The organism is Aequorivita nionensis (genome assembly GCF_046352995.1).
Taxonomy (GTDB): domain Bacteria; phylum Bacteroidota; class Bacteroidia; order Flavobacteriales; family Flavobacteriaceae; genus Aequorivita; species Aequorivita nionensis.
In genome coordinates this window covers 1,995,279-2,012,585 of record NZ_CP130281.1, presented here as the reverse complement: position 1 = coordinate 2,012,585, position 17,307 = coordinate 1,995,279, and the positions used below count along the sequence as shown (strand labels likewise).

Below are 17,307 nucleotides of genomic sequence, written 5' to 3'. Positions count from 1 at the left end.
AAAACTTTTAATCTGTTTATCAGTCCCCAATTCAATCTTTTTGGACTAATTTTTAATTTAAACATAGTTATGGAAGCCAATATTAAGAGAGCACTTCAAAAACTTTCATTTTTTTCTGTTTTGCTAATTTTCACTTTTTCACTTCTTTCATACGGTCAAAAAAATGTGAACACCGCAACATTAGAAAAAAATTCAGTTAAAGAAAAGCAGATTACCGCGGTAATTACAAAAAAAACAACACTTGAAGAGCTTCAAAAAATCAAAAAACAAATGAAGGATGAAGGGTTGGGTTTTGAATATTCAGGAGTAGTATATAATGAAGATAATGAAATTACCTCTATCACTATTGGTTATAAAGACGCGAACAATAATTCCGGAAAATACAGTGTAAGCAGCGAGAAACCAATAAATGATATAATTATCGTTTCGGAAGGCAGTCGCATATCTGTTAAAAGCGCTGGTAGTTCTAACCAAGCATTTATAAGCCAACAAAATGGAAGAAAAGTTTCTGATGACAATGAAAAATCCTATAATGATCGCAGGAAAGCCATGAAAGAAAGGAGCGATAAAATGGAGAAGGAAATGGAAGAACACATGAAAGCGATGAAAGAAAGACAGGCTAAAATGGAAAAGCGCATGCAAAAACGCAGCGATAGCATAAGAATTTTAAATCATCCTCAAGTAGAAAGCGCCACAAGTTTTAACGCAATTTCGCAATCCATAACTAAGAATACAACTGATTCAGAACTACTTAAACTTCAAAATAGTTATGCTATGGAAAACATTTCATTTTATTACAAAAATTTAGAGCGAAATGACAAAAATGAAATAACACATATTTCTATTTTTATTGACAATCAAAACGGATCGGTTTCTTCATCATCATTTGGCAATGGCAAAGAGGCCATAAAAGATATTACTGTGGCTGTAGATAAACAGCACACAATTATGAAAAGCTCAGAATAGTTTTTAACATACTTTTTAAATAAAAAACTATCGCGATGCTTAACTTTAAAAGAAATTTAAATCGAGATGAAAAAGAAGTTTTTTAAATTTCTAGCAAAAGCAAATAAGAAAATTTTACCGAGCCTTACAAAGGAGGAAGTGGATCTTGCCAAGGCCTCAAAACTTCAAATGGCGCTATTTGGCTATAGATTGTGGGTGACCAAAAACGCTTTGGATTAATATTTCAACAATGATTGGACTGAATGATTACGCAGTTTTTTGATTCCATTCAAAAATTCAAGTTCAATCAAAAAATTACACTGCACAATTTCCCCACCTAAATTTTCTATTAAATTGCATGCTGCCCTTGCGGTGCCGCCGGTGGCCAAAACGTCGTCGTGCAACAAAACCCGCTCTCCTTTTTTAATTGCATCTTCATGAATTTCAAGAGCATCCATTCCATATTCTAATTTGTACGGCTCTTTTAATGTAGTGTAAGGAAGCTTTCCAGGCTTTCTGATTGGTACAAATCCAGCATTTAATTTTTGTGCCAAAAGTGTTCCGAAGAAAAATCCGCGAGATTCTATTGCGGCAACCTTATCAATTTTTTGAGTACCAATAAGATCCATTAATTGCTGCAAGCAACTTTCCATCGCACGGCTATTTGCAAGCAATGGGGTAATGTCTTTAAAGTGGACTCCAGCTTTTGGAAAATCTTCAATATTTCTAATATATTCAGATAAATTCATTTTTTACAATTATTAATTTGCCTTGCAATTTAAAAAGAAATATATTTGCACCCGCTTAAAGCGAAATTAATTTGGCCTTGTGGCGCAACTGAATAGCGCACCTGATTACGGCTCAGGAGGTTCCAGGTTTGAATCCTGGCAAGGTCACTAATAAAAAACCACGTTTTTTTTAACGTGGTTTTTTTATGGCTTATTTTTCACAAAAATCTCAGGTTTTTTAAGTATTTTGGACATATAAAAACCATCCATTATGACCAAAATAGTAAAAGATGCTGATAATGAGAAAGAAAGGGATTACATTCTTCAAGACAATAAAAAAACCCGCTTTGGCGCAGGTTTCATTATAACTGTTCTTATTATTCTAATAATAGCCGTAATTATTTCTGGATTGTACTTTGAGTGGTTTTAAATAATCTCTGCACTCAATCCAGCTTCCAAAAGCATCGAGCAGCGTGGTTTTAATTCGTTAAACTCTCCTGTTTTCACAGTGCATTTTCCTTTATAATGAACAATAATGGAGCATTGCTCGGCCTGTTCTGGCGTGTGTTCACAAGCGAAGATTAAGCTGTTTATTACGTGGTCAAAAGTGTTTACATCATCATTGTAAAGCACAATTTCATTGAGATTGCTCTCCTTTTCTGCAACCTCTATATCTTCTTGGATTTTTTCTTTGGTACTCATACTATTGTTTGTAAAATTCCTAAAACAACTGAAATTTACTAAATTTTAAACTTAGCCGCAACCCATTTGTTTTTCTCCTTGTTTTCAACGAAGGTAAAACCCAGATTATTGCAAGCTTCTTTAATAATTGGCAAATCTTCATTATAAAATCCGCTTAAATAAAGTATTCCGCCTTTCTCTAAACATTTTCTATAAGTATCCATATCGCTCAAAAGAATATTTCTGTTGATGTTGGCAATGATTACATCATATTTTTTGTCGCTCAACAACTTGGCATCGCCCAGAAATACTGAAATATTCTCACAATTGTTTCTTTCAATATTCTCTAATGAATTCTCAAAACACCACTCGTCAATATCAATGGCATCCAGTTTTGAAGCGCCGCGCATTTCGGCCAAAATTGCCAAAACCGCAGTGCCGCAGCCCATATCGAGCACCGATTTTCCCTTAAAATTGTTTTCCAAAATAAACTGGAGCATCATAAAGGTAGTTTCGTGATGGCCCGTACCGAATGACATTTTGGGCTCGATTACTATTTCATATTCAAAATTCTTATCTGGGTGAAATGGTGCGCGGACGGTACATTTTCCATCAACCTCAATGGGATCGAAATTTTTTTCCCATTCTGAATTCCAGTTGATTTGTTCTATTTCCGAAAAAGTATATTCAATTTTAAATTCGTCAGAATCGAGAATATTTATGTCTTTCAAAATATGCTCGTTCCAATCATCCTTTTGAATATATGCTGTGACGCCCTCCTCAGTTTCCACAAAACTTTCAAAACCTGCGTAACCCAATTCAGCTATTAAAATTTCTGTACCTGGTTGTAGCGGATTTACCTTAAAATCATATCCAATATAAATCTGCGACATTAAAAAGAATTTACAATTTTCATAAAACTCTCAACATTCAGTGAAGCCCCGCCAATTAAGCCACCATCTACATCAGTTTGCCCAAAGATTTCAATAGCATTGTCCGGTTTTACACTTCCTCCGTAAAGAATTGAAACTTTGTCGGCTATTGTTTTTGAATAATTTTCAGCAATGGTCTTTCTTATTAATTTGTGCATTTCCTGAGCCTGCTCGGGGCTTGCGGTTTCACCAGTGCCTATTGCCCAAACGGGTTCGTAAGCAATAATAATATTTTCCCAAGCTTCGTCAGCAATATGGAACAGACCTTCGGAAAGTTGCGTTATTATCAATTCAAAATGATTTCCTTTTTTTCGATCGTCCAATTCCTCGCCAATACAGAAAATAACGGTCATTTTATTTTCAAGCGCCGTATTAACTTTTTCAGCAAGGATGGCGCTATCTTCCATAAAATAAGCACGGCGTTCACTGTGGCCCAAAATAACGGTGTTTGCCCCTACACTTTTCAGCATTTTTGCGGAGATTTCGCCAGTAAAAGCGCCATCGCTGCTTTGGTGCATATTCTGGGCAACAACCATTACCGGATGCTCACGGACAGAATTAAATGCGTGGTTCAAACTAGTGAAAGGCGGAGCTATCATTACTACTACATTTTCTGGAAACACTTGCTTTTTCAATTCTACCAAAAACATTTCTGTTTCTGCCAAATCGTTGTTCATTTTCCAGTTTCCAGCTACTATTTTTTTTCTCATTTCAATGCTTTTAAAAGATTTTCATCGTTCGTCTCAATGGCTTTATAAAGGCTAATTTCTCCTTCGGGATTCACCACCATATATCTGGGAATCCAATCTAAATCTATGGAAGAGCAAAATGCGCCCTTCCAACCGGCAGGGATAAAATAATTTTCGCCAATTACACCATATTTTTTGATGCCATGATTCCAGCTTTCAGTTTCTTTATCCAATGAAAGGAAAAGAAAAACAACTTCCGGATTTTCTTTGCGAAGCTTTTGCACTTTCGGCATTCCAGCGATACAATCCTTGCACCAACTTGCCCAAAGGTCTATAAAAACTGTTTTCCCGTTGTATTGCTGAAGTATTTCAGAAAATTTGATTTCCGTGTTATCCTCTGAAAGAAATTTTTCGTTCAATGCAGCTTCAGAGAAAGTTTTATTTTGTGCCTGCGCAAAAGAAACAAATAGAAGAAGTGTGATTAATGATTTCATAAATTTAAAATTATTGCAAATTTACTGAATACTTATTACTGACGACTGATCTTAGGATCCAGCCATCCGTAAATTATATCTACAAAAATATTGATTATAATAAACAAAGTTGCGATCACCAATACAGCTCCCATAATTATTGGCAGATCCAAGGTATTTAAAGCATTTACAATTTCTTTCCCTAAACCGTTCCATCCGAAAATGTACTCCACAAAAACAGCGCCCGCGAGCATTGAGGCAAACCAGCCTGAAATTGCTGTAACTACAGGATTTAAAGAATTTTTTAATGCATGTCTTTTTATAATTTGATAAAAGGAAAGTCCTTTTGCTTTTGCCGTGCGAATATAATCTTGGTTTAAAACTTCAAGCAATGAATTGCGCATCAATTGACTCACAACGGCCAACGGCCGGATGCCCAAAACAATGGCCGGGAGTATTAAATTTTTCCATTGAATGTATTTACCGTTCCCGAAATCGTCAACCTCGTAAAGACTTCCGGTCATATTCAAATTTGTGTATTCGTGAAGCAAAAAACCGAAAATCCATGCAAAGATAATCGCACTGAAAAAAGACGGAATACTCATTCCAAAAGTGCTGACCAATTGAATCATTTTATCTACAAACCCATCTTTGAAAAGCACGGAGATAATTCCCAAGAAAACTCCGATAATCATTGCAATGATAATGGCAGAAACAGCCAAAATAAAGGTATTCGGAAGTGTTTCGGCAATCACTTCGCTCACTTCCTTTCCGTTCTTTTGAAAGGATTCGCGTAAATAGGGCATTTTTAAAACCACGTTTGTATTTCCGACAGAGAATAATTTTGCCGCATTGTATTTTCCTTCGGAAAGAAAAGTGTAATCGTCCTGATTTTTACTGTGAAAGGATATGGGCAACAAATCATTCAAATACCGTACATATTGCACCGAAACAGGTTGGTCAAAACCGTATTTCTTTTTTACAACGGCAAGTTGTTCCGCGGTTTCGTTTTGGCCGAGCATCATGCGAGCGGGATCGCCGGGAAGGATTGTGAAGAGCAGAAAAATTACGGTCACAACCCCAAACAACGTTAGCAACGCATAACCCAATTTTTGAAGTATGTAGCTCGCCACGATTTTTTAGTTTATTTGTTCCATAGTGCGTGGCTGATATACGTAATCATCGCCAAAAAGAACTTTTGCATAGTCTTCAATGGTTTCTTCAAAACCTGCCTCTTTTCTTCTCTGGTTTACAGTTTCAGGGTTTTCTATCGGCCATATAAATGAGCCTCGCTCATCCTCATAACTCATCCCTTGTGTGCCATAAATTTGTGGTTTACCTTCCATCATTAAATAACGATCTTCCATCATTGCAGCAGAAGTCTTTGGAATTTCTCCAGCTTCAGCTGCTCTTTTCACCAATGGTAAATAAAGTGGAATTTTATCTGGGTTGTGTTGCAGAACATTCCACGCAACAAGGCTTGATTCTTCACCAACTACAGATTTGCCCGGATAGCCTTTTTGAATAAAATATTTTTCAACAAAAACCATGTTTACACTGTCCAAAACACTTTGCATTTGCGAAAGGTCACCGCTGTATTCAGCTTCGGAAAGCCCCATGCTTTCGCCAAGTTTTTTTCGCTCTTCCAAAGATTGTGTCTGCATCAACTTTCTGTATTTTTGGTCGAGTACTGCAATGCTATCCAAACGCTGTTTTAAGGAAAGATCCAACTTTGGCTTTGCGTTTTCGACCACTGGAAGTTGCAATTTTTTGGCATCGTTCCAGTGAAGCTTTTGTTTTATGGTTCCGTTATCCAATTCCAAAATTCCCGGATTACTGCGGACGATGGTTTTCAAAGTGGTTTCATCACAGAAATAAAATTTGAAATTCAATTTATACTCTTCAACCAATGCTTCGGTCATTTCTTGCGAAGAGGCTGAAAGACCAATCACATTATAACCATTTTTCAAAGCCTTATCGGTAATTTCCTTTACAGGAATGAAACCGTCTTTTTCGGTATTTCCCAAACTATATGCAATAATTACTACCAAATTTTCTTCATTTAAAAATTGTTCGGTGTAATCCTCTCCATCCCTTTCCATTGTAAAATCGTGGATTGGCGGGGTGTAGCCCTCCTGTATCATTTCGGTTTCGGTACTTATCAATTCGCCGTCAACCTGTGGATAGTCGCCATTTGTGGTTATTGTTTTTTCTTCGCCATTAATTTTGAACTTCCATTTGTATTCGTAAATCGGTCCGGGAGCATTTTCGGGAACGGTCATTCCTTCTTTAATATTTGCACCTATTTTATACGGACGGAAATCGATTATCGGGAGATGCAACAAAACATAATAGGTGATTCCGAGACAGAAAACGAAGGATGCAAAAATGAGTATGCTGCGTATTCCCTTTGTGAAAAACGGCTGAATATATTTTCTCCCCACAAAAAGAATCAAAATCAAAACTAGGAGCACGATATCTTTTGTGAAAGATTCCCAAGGCGTGAGTTTTATGGCATCGCCAAAGCAGCCGCAATCGGTTACCTTGTTGAAATATGCTGAATAAAATGTGAGAAATGTGAAAAACACGATCATTAGCAACAAGGCCCAAAGTGTAAATTTTTTCAGATAACCCAATAGCAATGCCACGCCCAGCAGCACTTCAAATATGACGACAAATATTGCAATCAGCAAAGCATACGGCACCAGAAACCCAAGATCCAAAACTTCGTGGGCGAAATAATCCTTCAGCTTAAATGAAAAGCCAACGGGGTCGTTCAGTTTTATCAATCCGCTGATTATAAATAATACGCCAACAATTATTCGTGCTATTCCAACTACTATTTTCATTATTCTTGGTTCTTGGTTCTTGGTTCTTTATTCTTTATTCTCTTTTCTTTCTTCGAGATGAATTAATGCAAACACCGCATAATTAATCATGTCCTGATAATTCGCGTCAATCCCTTCAGAAACCAAGGTTTTGCCGCTATTATTTTCAATTTGTTTAACGCGCAGTAATTTCTGAAGAATCAAATCCGTCAAAGAACTTACCCGCATATCGCGCCACGCCTCGCCGTAATCGTGGTTTTTGTCCATCATCAGTTGTTTGGTTTTCGCCACTTGCTCATCATAAAGTTGGGTGGCCTCTTCCAAGGATAGGTCGGGCTGCTCCACCACGCCTTTATCCAATTGAATGAGCGCCATTATGGAATAATTTACAATCCCAATAAATTCACTGGTTTCGTCCTCTTCAATTTTTCGCTCCGCATTTTGCTGCAAACCGCGGATGCGCTGTGCCTTTATAAAAATTTGGTCGGTAAGGGACGGAAGCCTGAGAATGCGCCATGCACTTCCGTAGTCGTGCATTTTCTTGATAAACAGCTCCCTGCATTTTTCAATCTGGTCGTTGTATTGATTTGAAGTATCGGCCATTAGTGGTTTATAAGATTTTGCGTAAATTTCGCTTAAATAGTTCAAAGTTCAAAGTTGAAAGCTGAAAGTTATTCGCCAAACAGCGGATTGGCTAAAAGTTTTTAAATTTTGAAAGCTAAAAAATTTCAAAAAATTGCAGACCCTTAATTGCCGCGGCAACCTTATAGACCTCTCCATCCCAAAAGTGATGGGCATAATTAACGTTACGCCCGATTCGTTTTATGACGGCGGAATAACCTTTTCCGAAAAGGAAATGTTGAAGCAGACCGAAAAAATGCTTTCGGAAGGTGCCACGTTTTTGGATGTTGGCGGTTACAGCACACGGCCGGGCGCTGAGGATATTTCAGATACCGAAGAAATTCGAAGAGTTTTAGAAGCCATTGAAAATATTTTAAAAAGATTTCCCGAAGCATTAATTTCCATAGACACTTTCCGAAGTGAGGTGGCCAAAAAAGCTGTTGAAGCTGGAGCCGCGATTGTAAATGATGTCTCCGGCGGAACTTTGGATGCCGAAATGTACAATACCGTCGCAAAGTTGAAAGTTCCGTACATTTTAATGCACATGCGCGGCACGCCCAAAACGATGGCAAAACTTACCGATTATAAAAATGTGACCATTGAAGTTTTAAAAGATTTAGCCGAAAAAATCGCGCTCGCCCATGCATCGGGCATCAACGATATAATTGCAGATCCGGGATTTGGTTTTGCAAAAACCCGTGAACAAAGTTTTGAGCTTTTGAACAATCTGCAGCTTTTTCAAAATTTGAAAGTTCCAATTTTAGCCGGTGTTTCACGAAAATCGATGATTTACAAAACACTGGAAACTTCTGCAGAAAATGCTTTAAACGGAACAACTTCGCTAAACACAATTGCACTTTTAAAAGGCGCTTCAATCTTAAGAGTACACGATGTAAAGGAAGCTGTGGAATGTGTAAAATTGTTTGAAAACCTAAAATCTTGACCGCAATCCATTAAAATTTTTAAAGTACTTTTACAAAAAAACGCACACCCTTGGATTTTCTTGATATTCGAATTATAGACATTGTAGATATTGTAGTAGTAGCGTTTCTGCTCTATTACATCTATAATTTGGTAAAAGGTACTGTAGCCATTAACATTTTGGTCGGGATAATTATTGTTGTTGCAATAAATATTGTTACCCGTCTTTTGGAAATGGAACTGCTAAGCAAAATATTGGGAGAATTTCTTGGTGTTGGAATGTTTGCTTTGGTTGTGGTTTTTCAACCCGAGATCCGTAAATTCCTTTTAATGCTGGGCTCTACAAACTTCAATGCCCGCCGTAGGTTTTTGAAGCAGTTTAAATTTTCTGGAAATGATTCTGTTCTTAATACCAATTTAGAAGGAATAATAGCGTCTTGCAAAAAAATGTCTGCATCACACACAGGAGCTTTAATTGTACTTCAACGCAACAATAGCCTCGATTTTGTTAAAAATACGGGAGATGCAATGAATCTTGAGGTAAACCAGCCCATTATAGAAAGTATCTTTTTTAAGAACAGTCCGTTGCACGATGGCGCAATGATTATTGAGGAAAATAGAATTACGGCAACCCGCGTTATTCTGCCAGTTTCCAATGACAAAAAAATTCCGTTGCGTTTCGGCCTTCGGCACCGTGCAGCTGTTGGGATTACTGAAAAAACAGATGCAGTCTGCTTGGTAGTTTCGGAAGAAAATGGACAAATTTCCTATTTAAGGGATGGCGATTTTGTGCTTTTTGAAAATACAGACGAATTGTTTAAAATTTTGAAGAAGGATTTAAGCTAGAATTAAATTACCTCTTCGGCCATAAACTGTACTTCGTAAAGATTTCTATAAAAACCATTTTCAAGTTTCAGCAATTCTTTGTGAGTGCCTTCTTCTACGATTTTACCAGCATCCATCACAATGATTTTATCAGCTTTTTTAATGGTTGCTAACCTATGGGCGATTACAATTGAGGTTCGGCCTTTCGTTATTTTATCGGTAGCTGTTTGAATCAATTCTTCTGAATAAGTATCTACGGAAGAAGTTGCCTCATCTAAAACCAAAATACTGGGTTTGCTGACGTAGGCCCGTAAAAATGAAATGAGCTGCCTCTGCCCAGAAGATAGCATACTACCGCGTTCCTTCACATTGTAATGATAGCCATCAGGAAGCGATTCAATGAATTTATGAACGCCAATTTCCTTTGCAGCTGCAATTACTTCTTCTTCAGAAATATTTGGGTTGTTCAGTGTAATATTGTTCAAAATGGAATCCGCAAAAAGGAAAACATCCTGTAAAACAACTGCTATTTGCCCTCGAAGCGAAGCCAGTTTATAATCCTTTAAAGAAATACCGTCAATCAAAATATCGCCGCTATTTATTTCGTAAAAACGGTTTAAAAGATTTATGATTGTACTTTTTCCTGCTCCAGTAGCACCAACAATAGCAACCGTTTCTCCTGGATTCGCTTTAAAGGAAATTCCTTTAATTACTTCTTCATCCTCATTATAGCCAAAATGAACATTTTTGAATTCAATTTCACCTTTGGTACTTGAATAATCAATAGTTCCCAAATCTGAAATGTGCGATTTGGTATCGAGAATTCCGAAAACACGATTTGCAGCAACCATCCCCATTTGTAGGGTGTTGAACTTATCAGCAATCTGCCTTAAGGGTCTAAAAAGCATTTCGGCATATTGTATAAAAGCTGTGATTATACCCAGAGTTACAAAACCACCGCCAATCACATTCAAACCACCGTACCAAACCACTAAACCTGTGGCTACAGCTCCTGCCGTTTCTGCAATGGGAAAGAAAATTGAGTTATACCAAACGGTTTTTATCCATGCTTTTCTATGGTCTGCATTTATTTCCTTAAAACGTTCATATTCGGTTTTTTCACGGGTAAAAATCTGCACTATTTTCATTCCAGTAATGCGTTCCTGAACGAAAGTATTTAGATTGGCAACTTGATTACGAACATCCTCAAAAGCAACCTTCATCGCTTTTTGGAAAACGCGTGTTGCATACAATATAAATGGTAGAACTATAAAAACTATCAACGACAATCGCCAACTTTGATAAAGCATAAAGCCAGCGATGACAATCATTTTCAGAAGATCACTAATAATCATAAATAAACCTTCGCTGAAAATACTGGAAATAGTTTCCACATCGTTCACAGCTCGGGTTGTCAACCGTCCGACTGCACTTTTATCAAAATATTTCATTTTGAAGCTCATCATCAATCGGAAGAGTTTTTGGCGCATATCGCGGATTACGCTTTGGCCAAGATAGTTCGTGTAAAAAATAAAGGCGAACTGAAAAATCACTTCCAAAAAAAGTACAACCACCATTAAAATGATGTACTCCATAAATCCATCACCATCCTTGGGAACCATAGAGTTGTCTATGGCCAATTTCAAAAGATAGGGCCGCAGAACGGCAAGTCCAGACATTACAATTGCAGCAAAAGCAACAAAATAAAAAACCGCACGATACGGCTTTGTAAAAGCTAACAATCGCTTAAAAAGCTTAAAATCAAATGCGTTACCTGTGTTTTCTGCCATTATAATTTTATGTTATCTGGATAAATAACTTTAGTCAAATACAACCCGTGAGCGGGTGCTGAAGCTCCTGCTTTTTCCCTACTCTTACTGTTCAATATTGCTTTAAAATCTTCCAAGGTGGTTTTTCCGTAACCCAGATCTAATAGTGTTCCAACAATTGCACGAACCATATTCCGCAGAAAACGGTCCGCGGCAATGGTAAAAATAAGTCTATTATTTTTAGCTTCCCAATGTGCTTTCACTATTGTGCAATTGTACGTTTTTACATCTGTTTTGGAACGTGAAAAGCATTGAAAATCTCTATGGGTCAATAGCATTTCAGCGGCTTGGTTCATCAATTCCACATTCGGGATGTTGTTAATTTGAAACGCGAAATCCTGTGAAAACGGGTCTTTTTTAATCGAAATAATATATTCATATTCTCTTTCAACCGCATCAAAACGCGCGTGCGCATCTTCCTTTACTTCAAAAATATTTTTTACTGAAATATCCTTCGGAAGAAAGGAATTCATTCTAAAAATAAAATCATCAAAGTCTCCAATTCCTTCAAAATCAAAATGTGCAAACAATTGTTTGGCGTGCACGCCAGCATCAGTCCTTCCGGCTCCGGTGAGTTTTATTTCCTTCCGAAGCAAAGTGGAAAGCGTTTCTTCCAAAACCTGCTGTACGCTAATTTGTTTGGGTTGGCGCTGCCATCCATAATAGTTTTTGCCGTTATAGGCTATTTCAATAAAGTATCGCAAATCTTATTTTTCGGAATTGACAAAATTACAATTTACCGACCAGCATTTCTGTTATAAATTTGAAAAACTTAATACCTTCGCTTCGTTTAGATGTTTAGATGTTTAGATGTTTAGATGTTTAGATGTTTAGATGTTTAGATGTTTAGATGTTTAGATGTTTAGATGTTTAGATGTTTAGATGTTTAGATGTTTAGATGTTTAGATGTTTAGATGTTTAGATGTTTAGAAAATTGTAAAAATAATCTGGCAAAACAAATATTAATTAAACCAATTATCTAATAATCTAACAATCCAATCATCCATCAATCTAGTAATCCAATAATCCAAAAATCCATTTTGAAAAAAATCCTTCTGCTTAGCGATACCCACAGTTATATTGACGAAAAAATCCTGAAATACGTAAAACAGGCTGACGAAGTGTGGCACGCCGGCGATATTGGGGATCTTGCTGTTACGGATGCCATAAAAAAACTGAAGCCTTTGAGGGCTGTTTATGGCAATATTGACAGTACGGAGGCCCGAATGGAATTCCCGCTCCACAACCGTTTTATGTGCGAAAATGTTGACGTTTGGATTACGCATATTGGCGGGTATCCAGGGAGATATAATCCATCAATCAGGCAAGAAATTTATTCCAACCCACCGAAAATATTTATATGTGGTCACTCACATATTCTGAAAGTGATGCCCGATAAAACCACGAAACTACTTCATATGAATCCTGGCGCAGTTGGCAAACACGGTTTTCAAAAAGTTCGCACTATGTTACGGTTTGAAATTGATGGGGAAAAAATCCAAAATTTAGAAGTTATTGAATTTGAGAAGTAAATTGGAACAACGAGTTGCGAGCGACGAGCGACGAGGAATTTGGGATTTGGGATTTGGGATTTGGGATTTGGGATTTGGAAATAAAAAATATTCAACCTACAACCTGCATCCACACCCCAATAAAAAGCAAAAAAACCCCCAAAGGTGGCGCCTTCAGGGGTCCTGCACTAATATACCAAGATCGGTTTATCGTAAACGGTCCACAGATTTTACGAGGTCCTCATCCCTTTTTATGGCCTTGTTGGCCAGCACTAAAAATACGATAGAAATGATGGGAAAAAGCACCCCAATACCCTTCTCTGAAACAATAGTTTCTCCGGATAACGTTAGCAACCTGTAAACGAAAACTCCCAGTAATACAAAGTTTGATATGATGTTCAAACGGTTGAGCACAAACTGCATTTGCCGTTTTTTGAAACTTAAAATTGAAATAATTGCCAAAGCGATAGAAACAAAGATCAACCCGAACAGCAAGGGTTCATTGCGTTCCATAATTACAGAACCATCTTTTCCCAAAACCACTGGAAACCACATAAACAAGGCTCCCATAATGATGGCAGAAATAACTAAATAAATGGTTTGAATGCGTTGGATCATTTTATAAAAACTCAATTATGCAGCAAAAATACGCTATCTTTTTAAAAAAAATAACAGTCCTTTTTAATTTATTGTTGTATTATTGCAGTAACAATTCGTAACCAACTCAATTAAGGTTACTTAGTCTTCGAAAAAATTTTCAACGTACTTACCTTCTCAAAAGGAACACATTTGTATCAACATTAACAACAGTATATTCTACATGTTTGAAATTTCAGAATTAAAAGAAAAAAAGCTACCTGAACTTCAGGAAATAGCCAAAGAGCTTAACGTGCCTAAATATCGCACTCAAAAAAAATTGGATTTGGTTTATCAAATCCTCGATTATCAAGCCGCTAATCCTAAAGCGGTAAAAGCGGTCATTAAAGCAGAAGAGGCTTCCACAGAACCAAAAAAGGAAGAAAAAACTCCCCCTTCTAATGACAACCGCAACAAGGATCAAAAATCACGTCCTCAGAAAAACGATAATAGAAACAAAAAACCTCAGCCGCATAAGCAACATCACGATAAAAAAAGTGATGATGACAAAAAGTCTGAAGACGATAATCGTACTAGCAACGATAGAAACGATAGAAACGACAAAAAGGAAAGCGATAAAAAACCGCAGCACCAAAAGCCAAATTCCAACAATAACGACAACCGTCAGAAAAACCAACGCAACGACAATAACAATTCTGACAATCGCCAAAAACATCAGAACCACAAACAAAAAGATGGTAATGTTCACGACAACAAAAGCAATGGAAACAAAGATTCCCGCAACCGTTATCGCGAGCCAGATTATGAATTTGACGGCATAATTGAAAGTGAAGGCGTGCTGGACATTATGCAGGATGGCTACGGCTTTTTGCGCTCCAGTGACTACAACTACCTTTCTTCTCCAGATGATATTTATGTTTCCCAATCGCAGATTCGTCTTTTCGGCCTAAAAACTGGAGATACGGTGTTGGGCGAAGTGCGTCCACCAAAAGAAGGTGAAAAATATTTCCCTTTAATTAAGGTTAACAAAATAAACGGTTTGAACCCAAATGTGGTTCGTGATCGTGTTTCCTTTGAGCATTTAACGCCGCTTTTCCCTCAGGAAAAATTCAACCTTGCAGATAAGCAAAGTACTATTTCCACAAGAATTATCGACCTTTTTGCTCCTATCGGAAAAGGGCAACGTGGAATGATCGTTTCGCAACCAAAAACAGGTAAAACGATGTTGCTGAAAGATATTGCAAATGCAATAGCAGCAAACCATCCAGAAGTTTACCAAATTGTGCTTTTGATTGACGAACGCCCCGAAGAAGTTACAGATATGCAACGAAACGTTCGTGGTGAAGTGGTTGCCTCAACCTTCGACAAAGAAGCAAGTGAGCACGTTCGCGTGGCAAACCTTGTTATCGACAAAGCAAAAAGATTGGTAGAATGCGGCCACGATGTGGTGATTCTTTTGGATTCCATTACGCGTTTGGCAAGGGCCTACAACACCGTTCAACCAGCAAGTGGTAAAATATTGAGTGGTGGTGTGGATGCAAATGCATTACACAAACCAAAACGTTTCTTTGGTGCTGCGCGAAATATTGAAAACGGCGGTTCCTTAAGTATCATAGCAACAGCATTGACAGAAACAGGCTCTAAAATGGACGAAGTTATTTTTGAGGAATTCAAAGGAACTGGTAACATGGAGCTTCAATTAGATAGAAAAATCTCCAACCGAAGAATTTTCCCTGCTATTGATCTTACTTCTTCAAGTACACGTAGAGATGATTTATTGCTTGATGAAAACACCATTCAAAGAATGTGGGTATTGCGCAAATATCTTGCAGACATGAACCCTGTGGAAGCCATGGAATTTATCAACGATCGTATCAAACAGACTCGAAACAACGAAGAGTTTTTGATTTCGATGAACGGATAAAAATTCTTTCATTATAAAAAAAATCCCCGAAAGCTCTAGTTTTCGGGGATTTTTATTTGATGCCCAAAGCTGAATGCACTTCGCTTTTATAACTTCTGCCAATGGGCAAACGCTTGCCGCGAATTTCAATTTCCTGTGCATCCACAAAATCGATCTTTTGTTTTGAAACAATGTAGGAACGATGGATGCGAAGAAAGCTCTCCGGCAACTGTTTTTCCAATTCGCTGATAGCGATTCGGGTTTGAATTGTGTTGGTTTCAGTAACAATTTTCACGTTTTCGCGCTGGCTTTCAATATAAATGATTGATTGGAATGCAACTTTTGCCTTCTTTTTGTTCACCGTGAAAAACAAGCCGTCATCCTTAATTTCTTCGGAAGGAATAATTTCTTTGTTCATTTGGCTGGCAGCTTTTTGTACCGCAACCATAAAACGGCTGAATTCAATGGGTTTCAAAAGATAATCCAAAACATTATAATCATAACTTTTCACCGCAAATTCGTGATAAGCCGTCGTAAGGATTACAATTGGCGGATTTTTCAAAGTGCTTAAAAAATCCAAACCTTTTAGTTTCGGCAAATGAATATCGAGAAAAATTAAATCAATTTTCCTTTCGTTCAAAATTTTCATTGCTGCAAGTGCGTCGGTGCAGGTTTTTTCCAACTTCAAAAATGGAACTTGGTTGATGAAATCGACCATCACTTCCATCGCCAGCGGCTCGTCTTCAACAACAATGCATCGTATCGTCATAGTTTTTGGCTTAAATTAAGTGAAAGCTCCGCAATGAATTTTTGGTTTTCCTTTTTCGTTTGAAGACTAAAGTTTTTATACATCAATTCCAATTGACGGTTCAAATTTTTTAAACCAATCCCTTCTTCTTCTTCAGTAATTTCAATGGGTTCAAATGAATTTTCTACTTTAAAATACAATTCATTTTCAGCCAATTTCAATTCAATATTTATAAAAGAAAGCTTTGTAGATTGACTTGCGCCGTGCTTAAAAGCATTTTCAACAAAAGGCGTTAAAATGTTCGGCATTATTTGCGCATTCAAATCATCCAATTCATAATTGAAATTTATTTTAAGTCGGTCGTCGTAACGAATTTTATGCAATTCAATATAATCCTTTAAAAACTCCAATTCCTTCCCCACAGAAATATATTGATGCTTTGTTTCATACATCACAAACCGCAGTAGTTTTGAGAGTTTCAGCACAACTTCGGGCGTTTTGTCAGATTTTTTTCGCGCCAAGGAATAAATATTATTCAAGGTATTAAACAGAAAATGCGGATTGATTTGCGATTTTAAAAGACTGAGTTCGGTTCCCAACTTTTCCTTTATCAGCAATTGTTCCCTATCGCGAAGCCGCTGGCTGTTGGACATTTGTTTTAATGCAATTGCCAAGCAGGCAATAAATACCTTATCCATAAACGAGTTGACTATTCCCTGAAAAGCAAAGGTTTCGACTATGTTCACGTCTTTATAAATGGTAGGCAAAAGCATGTAAACTATAATGAGCTGCGCCAAAATGCTGAACAAAATAAGGATTGTACTCAGCGAAAAAACGAGTTTCCAGCGGTTGGGTCTTTCAACGGTATATTTTGAAAGAAAATGAAACATGATGTAAACCATTGGCAGTTTTATGGCCAAAAGGATGACGGTTTCAGCAATGAAAGACATTTTGAAAGCTTCCCAAACCGAAAGATTGTATTGGTTCAGCATCCATAAAAAGTCTGTATAGACTTCAAACGAATGGTAAGCCAACCAAAAGAAAAGATGTTTTAACAATCTTTTTTGCATCGCATA

20 protein-coding genes and 1 tRNA gene are annotated in these 17,307 nt (G+C 37.3%); 8 read left to right on the top strand and 13 right to left on the bottom strand.

The genetic code is table 11. The features are described 5' to 3' along the window. The first annotated feature begins 69 nt into the window (after window positions 1-69). Both Q2U82_RS09105 and Q2U82_RS09100 read left to right on the top strand, forming a co-directional pair. Window positions 70-966, top strand: coding sequence for a hypothetical protein (locus Q2U82_RS09105; protein WP_410004564.1), 897 nt, complete (start codon window positions 70-72; stop codon window positions 964-966). A 66-nt stretch (window positions 967-1,032) separates the two neighbouring features. Next, entirely contained in the window at window positions 1,033-1,185 is a 153-nt protein-coding gene (locus Q2U82_RS09100; protein ID WP_410004563.1) for an SsrA-binding protein, read from the top strand. Here Q2U82_RS09100 and Q2U82_RS09095 read toward each other — a convergent pair. Beyond that, entirely contained in the window at window positions 1,182-1,694 is a 513-nt protein-coding gene (locus Q2U82_RS09095) for an adenine phosphoribosyltransferase (RefSeq protein WP_410004562.1), read from the bottom strand. The two genes, Q2U82_RS09100 and Q2U82_RS09095, sit on opposite strands and share 4 nt — an antisense overlap. 73 nt (window positions 1,695-1,767) lie before the next feature. On the opposite strand from Q2U82_RS09095, the gene Q2U82_RS09090 reads away from it, so the two are divergent. Both Q2U82_RS09090 and Q2U82_RS09085 read left to right on the top strand, forming a co-directional pair. Beyond that, window positions 1,768-1,841: transfer RNA gene (locus tag Q2U82_RS09090), tRNA-Arg, on the top strand. A 103-nt stretch (window positions 1,842-1,944) separates the two neighbouring features. Next, a complete protein-coding gene (locus Q2U82_RS09085; RefSeq protein ID WP_410004561.1) occupies window positions 1,945-2,103 on the top strand; it encodes a hypothetical protein in 159 nt (52 codons plus the stop codon). On the opposite strand, the gene Q2U82_RS09080 is transcribed toward Q2U82_RS09085, so the two are convergent. From Q2U82_RS09080 to Q2U82_RS09050, 7 genes are read right to left on the bottom strand one after another with little or no spacing between them, the layout of a single operon-like run. Next, window positions 2,100-2,375, bottom strand: coding sequence for an ATP-dependent Clp protease adaptor ClpS (locus Q2U82_RS09080; RefSeq protein WP_410004560.1), 276 nt, complete (start codon window positions 2,373-2,375; stop codon window positions 2,100-2,102). The two genes, Q2U82_RS09085 and Q2U82_RS09080, sit on opposite strands and share 4 nt — an antisense overlap. A 38-nt stretch (window positions 2,376-2,413) precedes the next feature. Then, the gene (gene prmA / locus Q2U82_RS09075; RefSeq protein WP_410004559.1) at window positions 2,414-3,247 is read right to left on the bottom strand and encodes a 50S ribosomal protein L11 methyltransferase; all 834 of its coding nucleotides are present in this window, start codon (window positions 3,245-3,247) and stop codon (window positions 2,414-2,416) included. After that, window positions 3,247-3,996, bottom strand: coding sequence for a triose-phosphate isomerase (gene tpiA, locus Q2U82_RS09070; RefSeq protein WP_410004558.1), 750 nt, complete (start codon window positions 3,994-3,996; stop codon window positions 3,247-3,249). Before tpiA ends, prmA begins: the two co-directional genes overlap by 1 nt. Continuing rightward, entirely contained in the window at window positions 3,993-4,469 is a 477-nt protein-coding gene (locus tag Q2U82_RS09065) for a TlpA family protein disulfide reductase (RefSeq protein WP_410004557.1), read from the bottom strand. Before Q2U82_RS09065 ends, tpiA begins: the two co-directional genes overlap by 4 nt. Before the next feature lie 35 nt (window positions 4,470-4,504). Continuing rightward, window positions 4,505-5,581, bottom strand: a complete 1,077-nt coding sequence (locus tag Q2U82_RS09060; protein ID WP_410004556.1) for an ABC transporter permease — start codon at window positions 5,579-5,581, stop codon at window positions 4,505-4,507. Window positions 5,582-5,587: 6 nt separating this feature from the next. Next, window positions 5,588-7,297, bottom strand: a complete 1,710-nt coding sequence (locus Q2U82_RS09055) for a BT_3928 family protein (protein WP_410004555.1) — start codon at window positions 7,295-7,297, stop codon at window positions 5,588-5,590. A 27-nt stretch (window positions 7,298-7,324) separates the two neighbouring features. Next, on the bottom strand, window positions 7,325-7,879 hold the full coding sequence (locus Q2U82_RS09050; protein WP_410004554.1) for a DUF1599 domain-containing protein: 555 nt from the start codon (window positions 7,877-7,879) through the stop codon (window positions 7,325-7,327). 133 nt (window positions 7,880-8,012) lie between these two features. Between Q2U82_RS09050 and folP the strand changes: the two genes are divergently transcribed. Together folP and Q2U82_RS09040 are read left to right on the top strand one after the other, a co-directional pair. After that, window positions 8,013-8,840: a dihydropteroate synthase gene (gene folP, locus Q2U82_RS09045; protein WP_410004553.1), complete on the top strand. Its 828-nt coding sequence runs from the start codon at window positions 8,013-8,015 to the stop codon at window positions 8,838-8,840. Between the two features lie 50 nt (window positions 8,841-8,890). Then, window positions 8,891-9,664, top strand: coding sequence for a diadenylate cyclase (locus Q2U82_RS09040; protein ID WP_410004552.1), 774 nt, complete (start codon window positions 8,891-8,893; stop codon window positions 9,662-9,664). A 2-nt stretch (window positions 9,665-9,666) separates the two neighbouring features. Here Q2U82_RS09040 and Q2U82_RS09035 read toward each other — a convergent pair whose 3' ends face one another. Further along, on the bottom strand, window positions 9,667-11,433 hold the full coding sequence (locus Q2U82_RS09035; RefSeq protein ID WP_410004551.1) for an ABC transporter ATP-binding protein: 1,767 nt from the start codon (window positions 11,431-11,433) through the stop codon (window positions 9,667-9,669). Continuing rightward, window positions 11,433-12,176, bottom strand: a complete 744-nt coding sequence (gene truA, locus Q2U82_RS09030) for a tRNA pseudouridine(38-40) synthase TruA (RefSeq protein WP_410004550.1) — start codon at window positions 12,174-12,176, stop codon at window positions 11,433-11,435. Before truA ends, Q2U82_RS09035 begins: the two co-directional genes overlap by 1 nt. Before the next feature lie 336 nt (window positions 12,177-12,512). Here truA and Q2U82_RS09025 point away from each other — a divergent pair, with 336 nt between their 5' ends. After that, window positions 12,513-13,004 (top strand): metallophosphoesterase family protein, encoded by a 492-nt coding sequence (locus tag Q2U82_RS09025; RefSeq protein ID WP_410004549.1) that lies wholly within the window; start codon window positions 12,513-12,515, stop codon window positions 13,002-13,004. 186 nt (window positions 13,005-13,190) lie between these two features. On the opposite strand, the gene Q2U82_RS09020 is transcribed toward Q2U82_RS09025, so the two are convergent. Continuing rightward, on the bottom strand, window positions 13,191-13,601 hold the full coding sequence (locus Q2U82_RS09020) for a DUF4293 domain-containing protein (protein ID WP_410004548.1): 411 nt from the start codon (window positions 13,599-13,601) through the stop codon (window positions 13,191-13,193). A 202-nt stretch (window positions 13,602-13,803) separates the two neighbouring features. On the opposite strand from Q2U82_RS09020, the gene rho reads away from it, so the two are divergent. After that, complete coding sequence (gene rho, locus Q2U82_RS09015) at window positions 13,804-15,504, top strand: transcription termination factor Rho (protein WP_410004547.1); 1,701 nt, start codon at window positions 13,804-13,806, stop codon at window positions 15,502-15,504. Between the two features lie 52 nt (window positions 15,505-15,556). Here the strand turns inward: rho and Q2U82_RS09010 are convergent, their stop codons facing one another. Continuing rightward, window positions 15,557-16,252, bottom strand: coding sequence for a LytR/AlgR family response regulator transcription factor (locus Q2U82_RS09010; RefSeq protein WP_410004546.1), 696 nt, complete (start codon window positions 16,250-16,252; stop codon window positions 15,557-15,559). Beyond that, window positions 16,249-17,301: a sensor histidine kinase gene (locus tag Q2U82_RS09005; RefSeq protein WP_410004545.1), complete on the bottom strand. Its 1,053-nt coding sequence runs from the start codon at window positions 17,299-17,301 to the stop codon at window positions 16,249-16,251. Before Q2U82_RS09005 ends, Q2U82_RS09010 begins: the two co-directional genes overlap by 4 nt. Window positions 17,302-17,307: the final 6 nt, after the last annotated feature.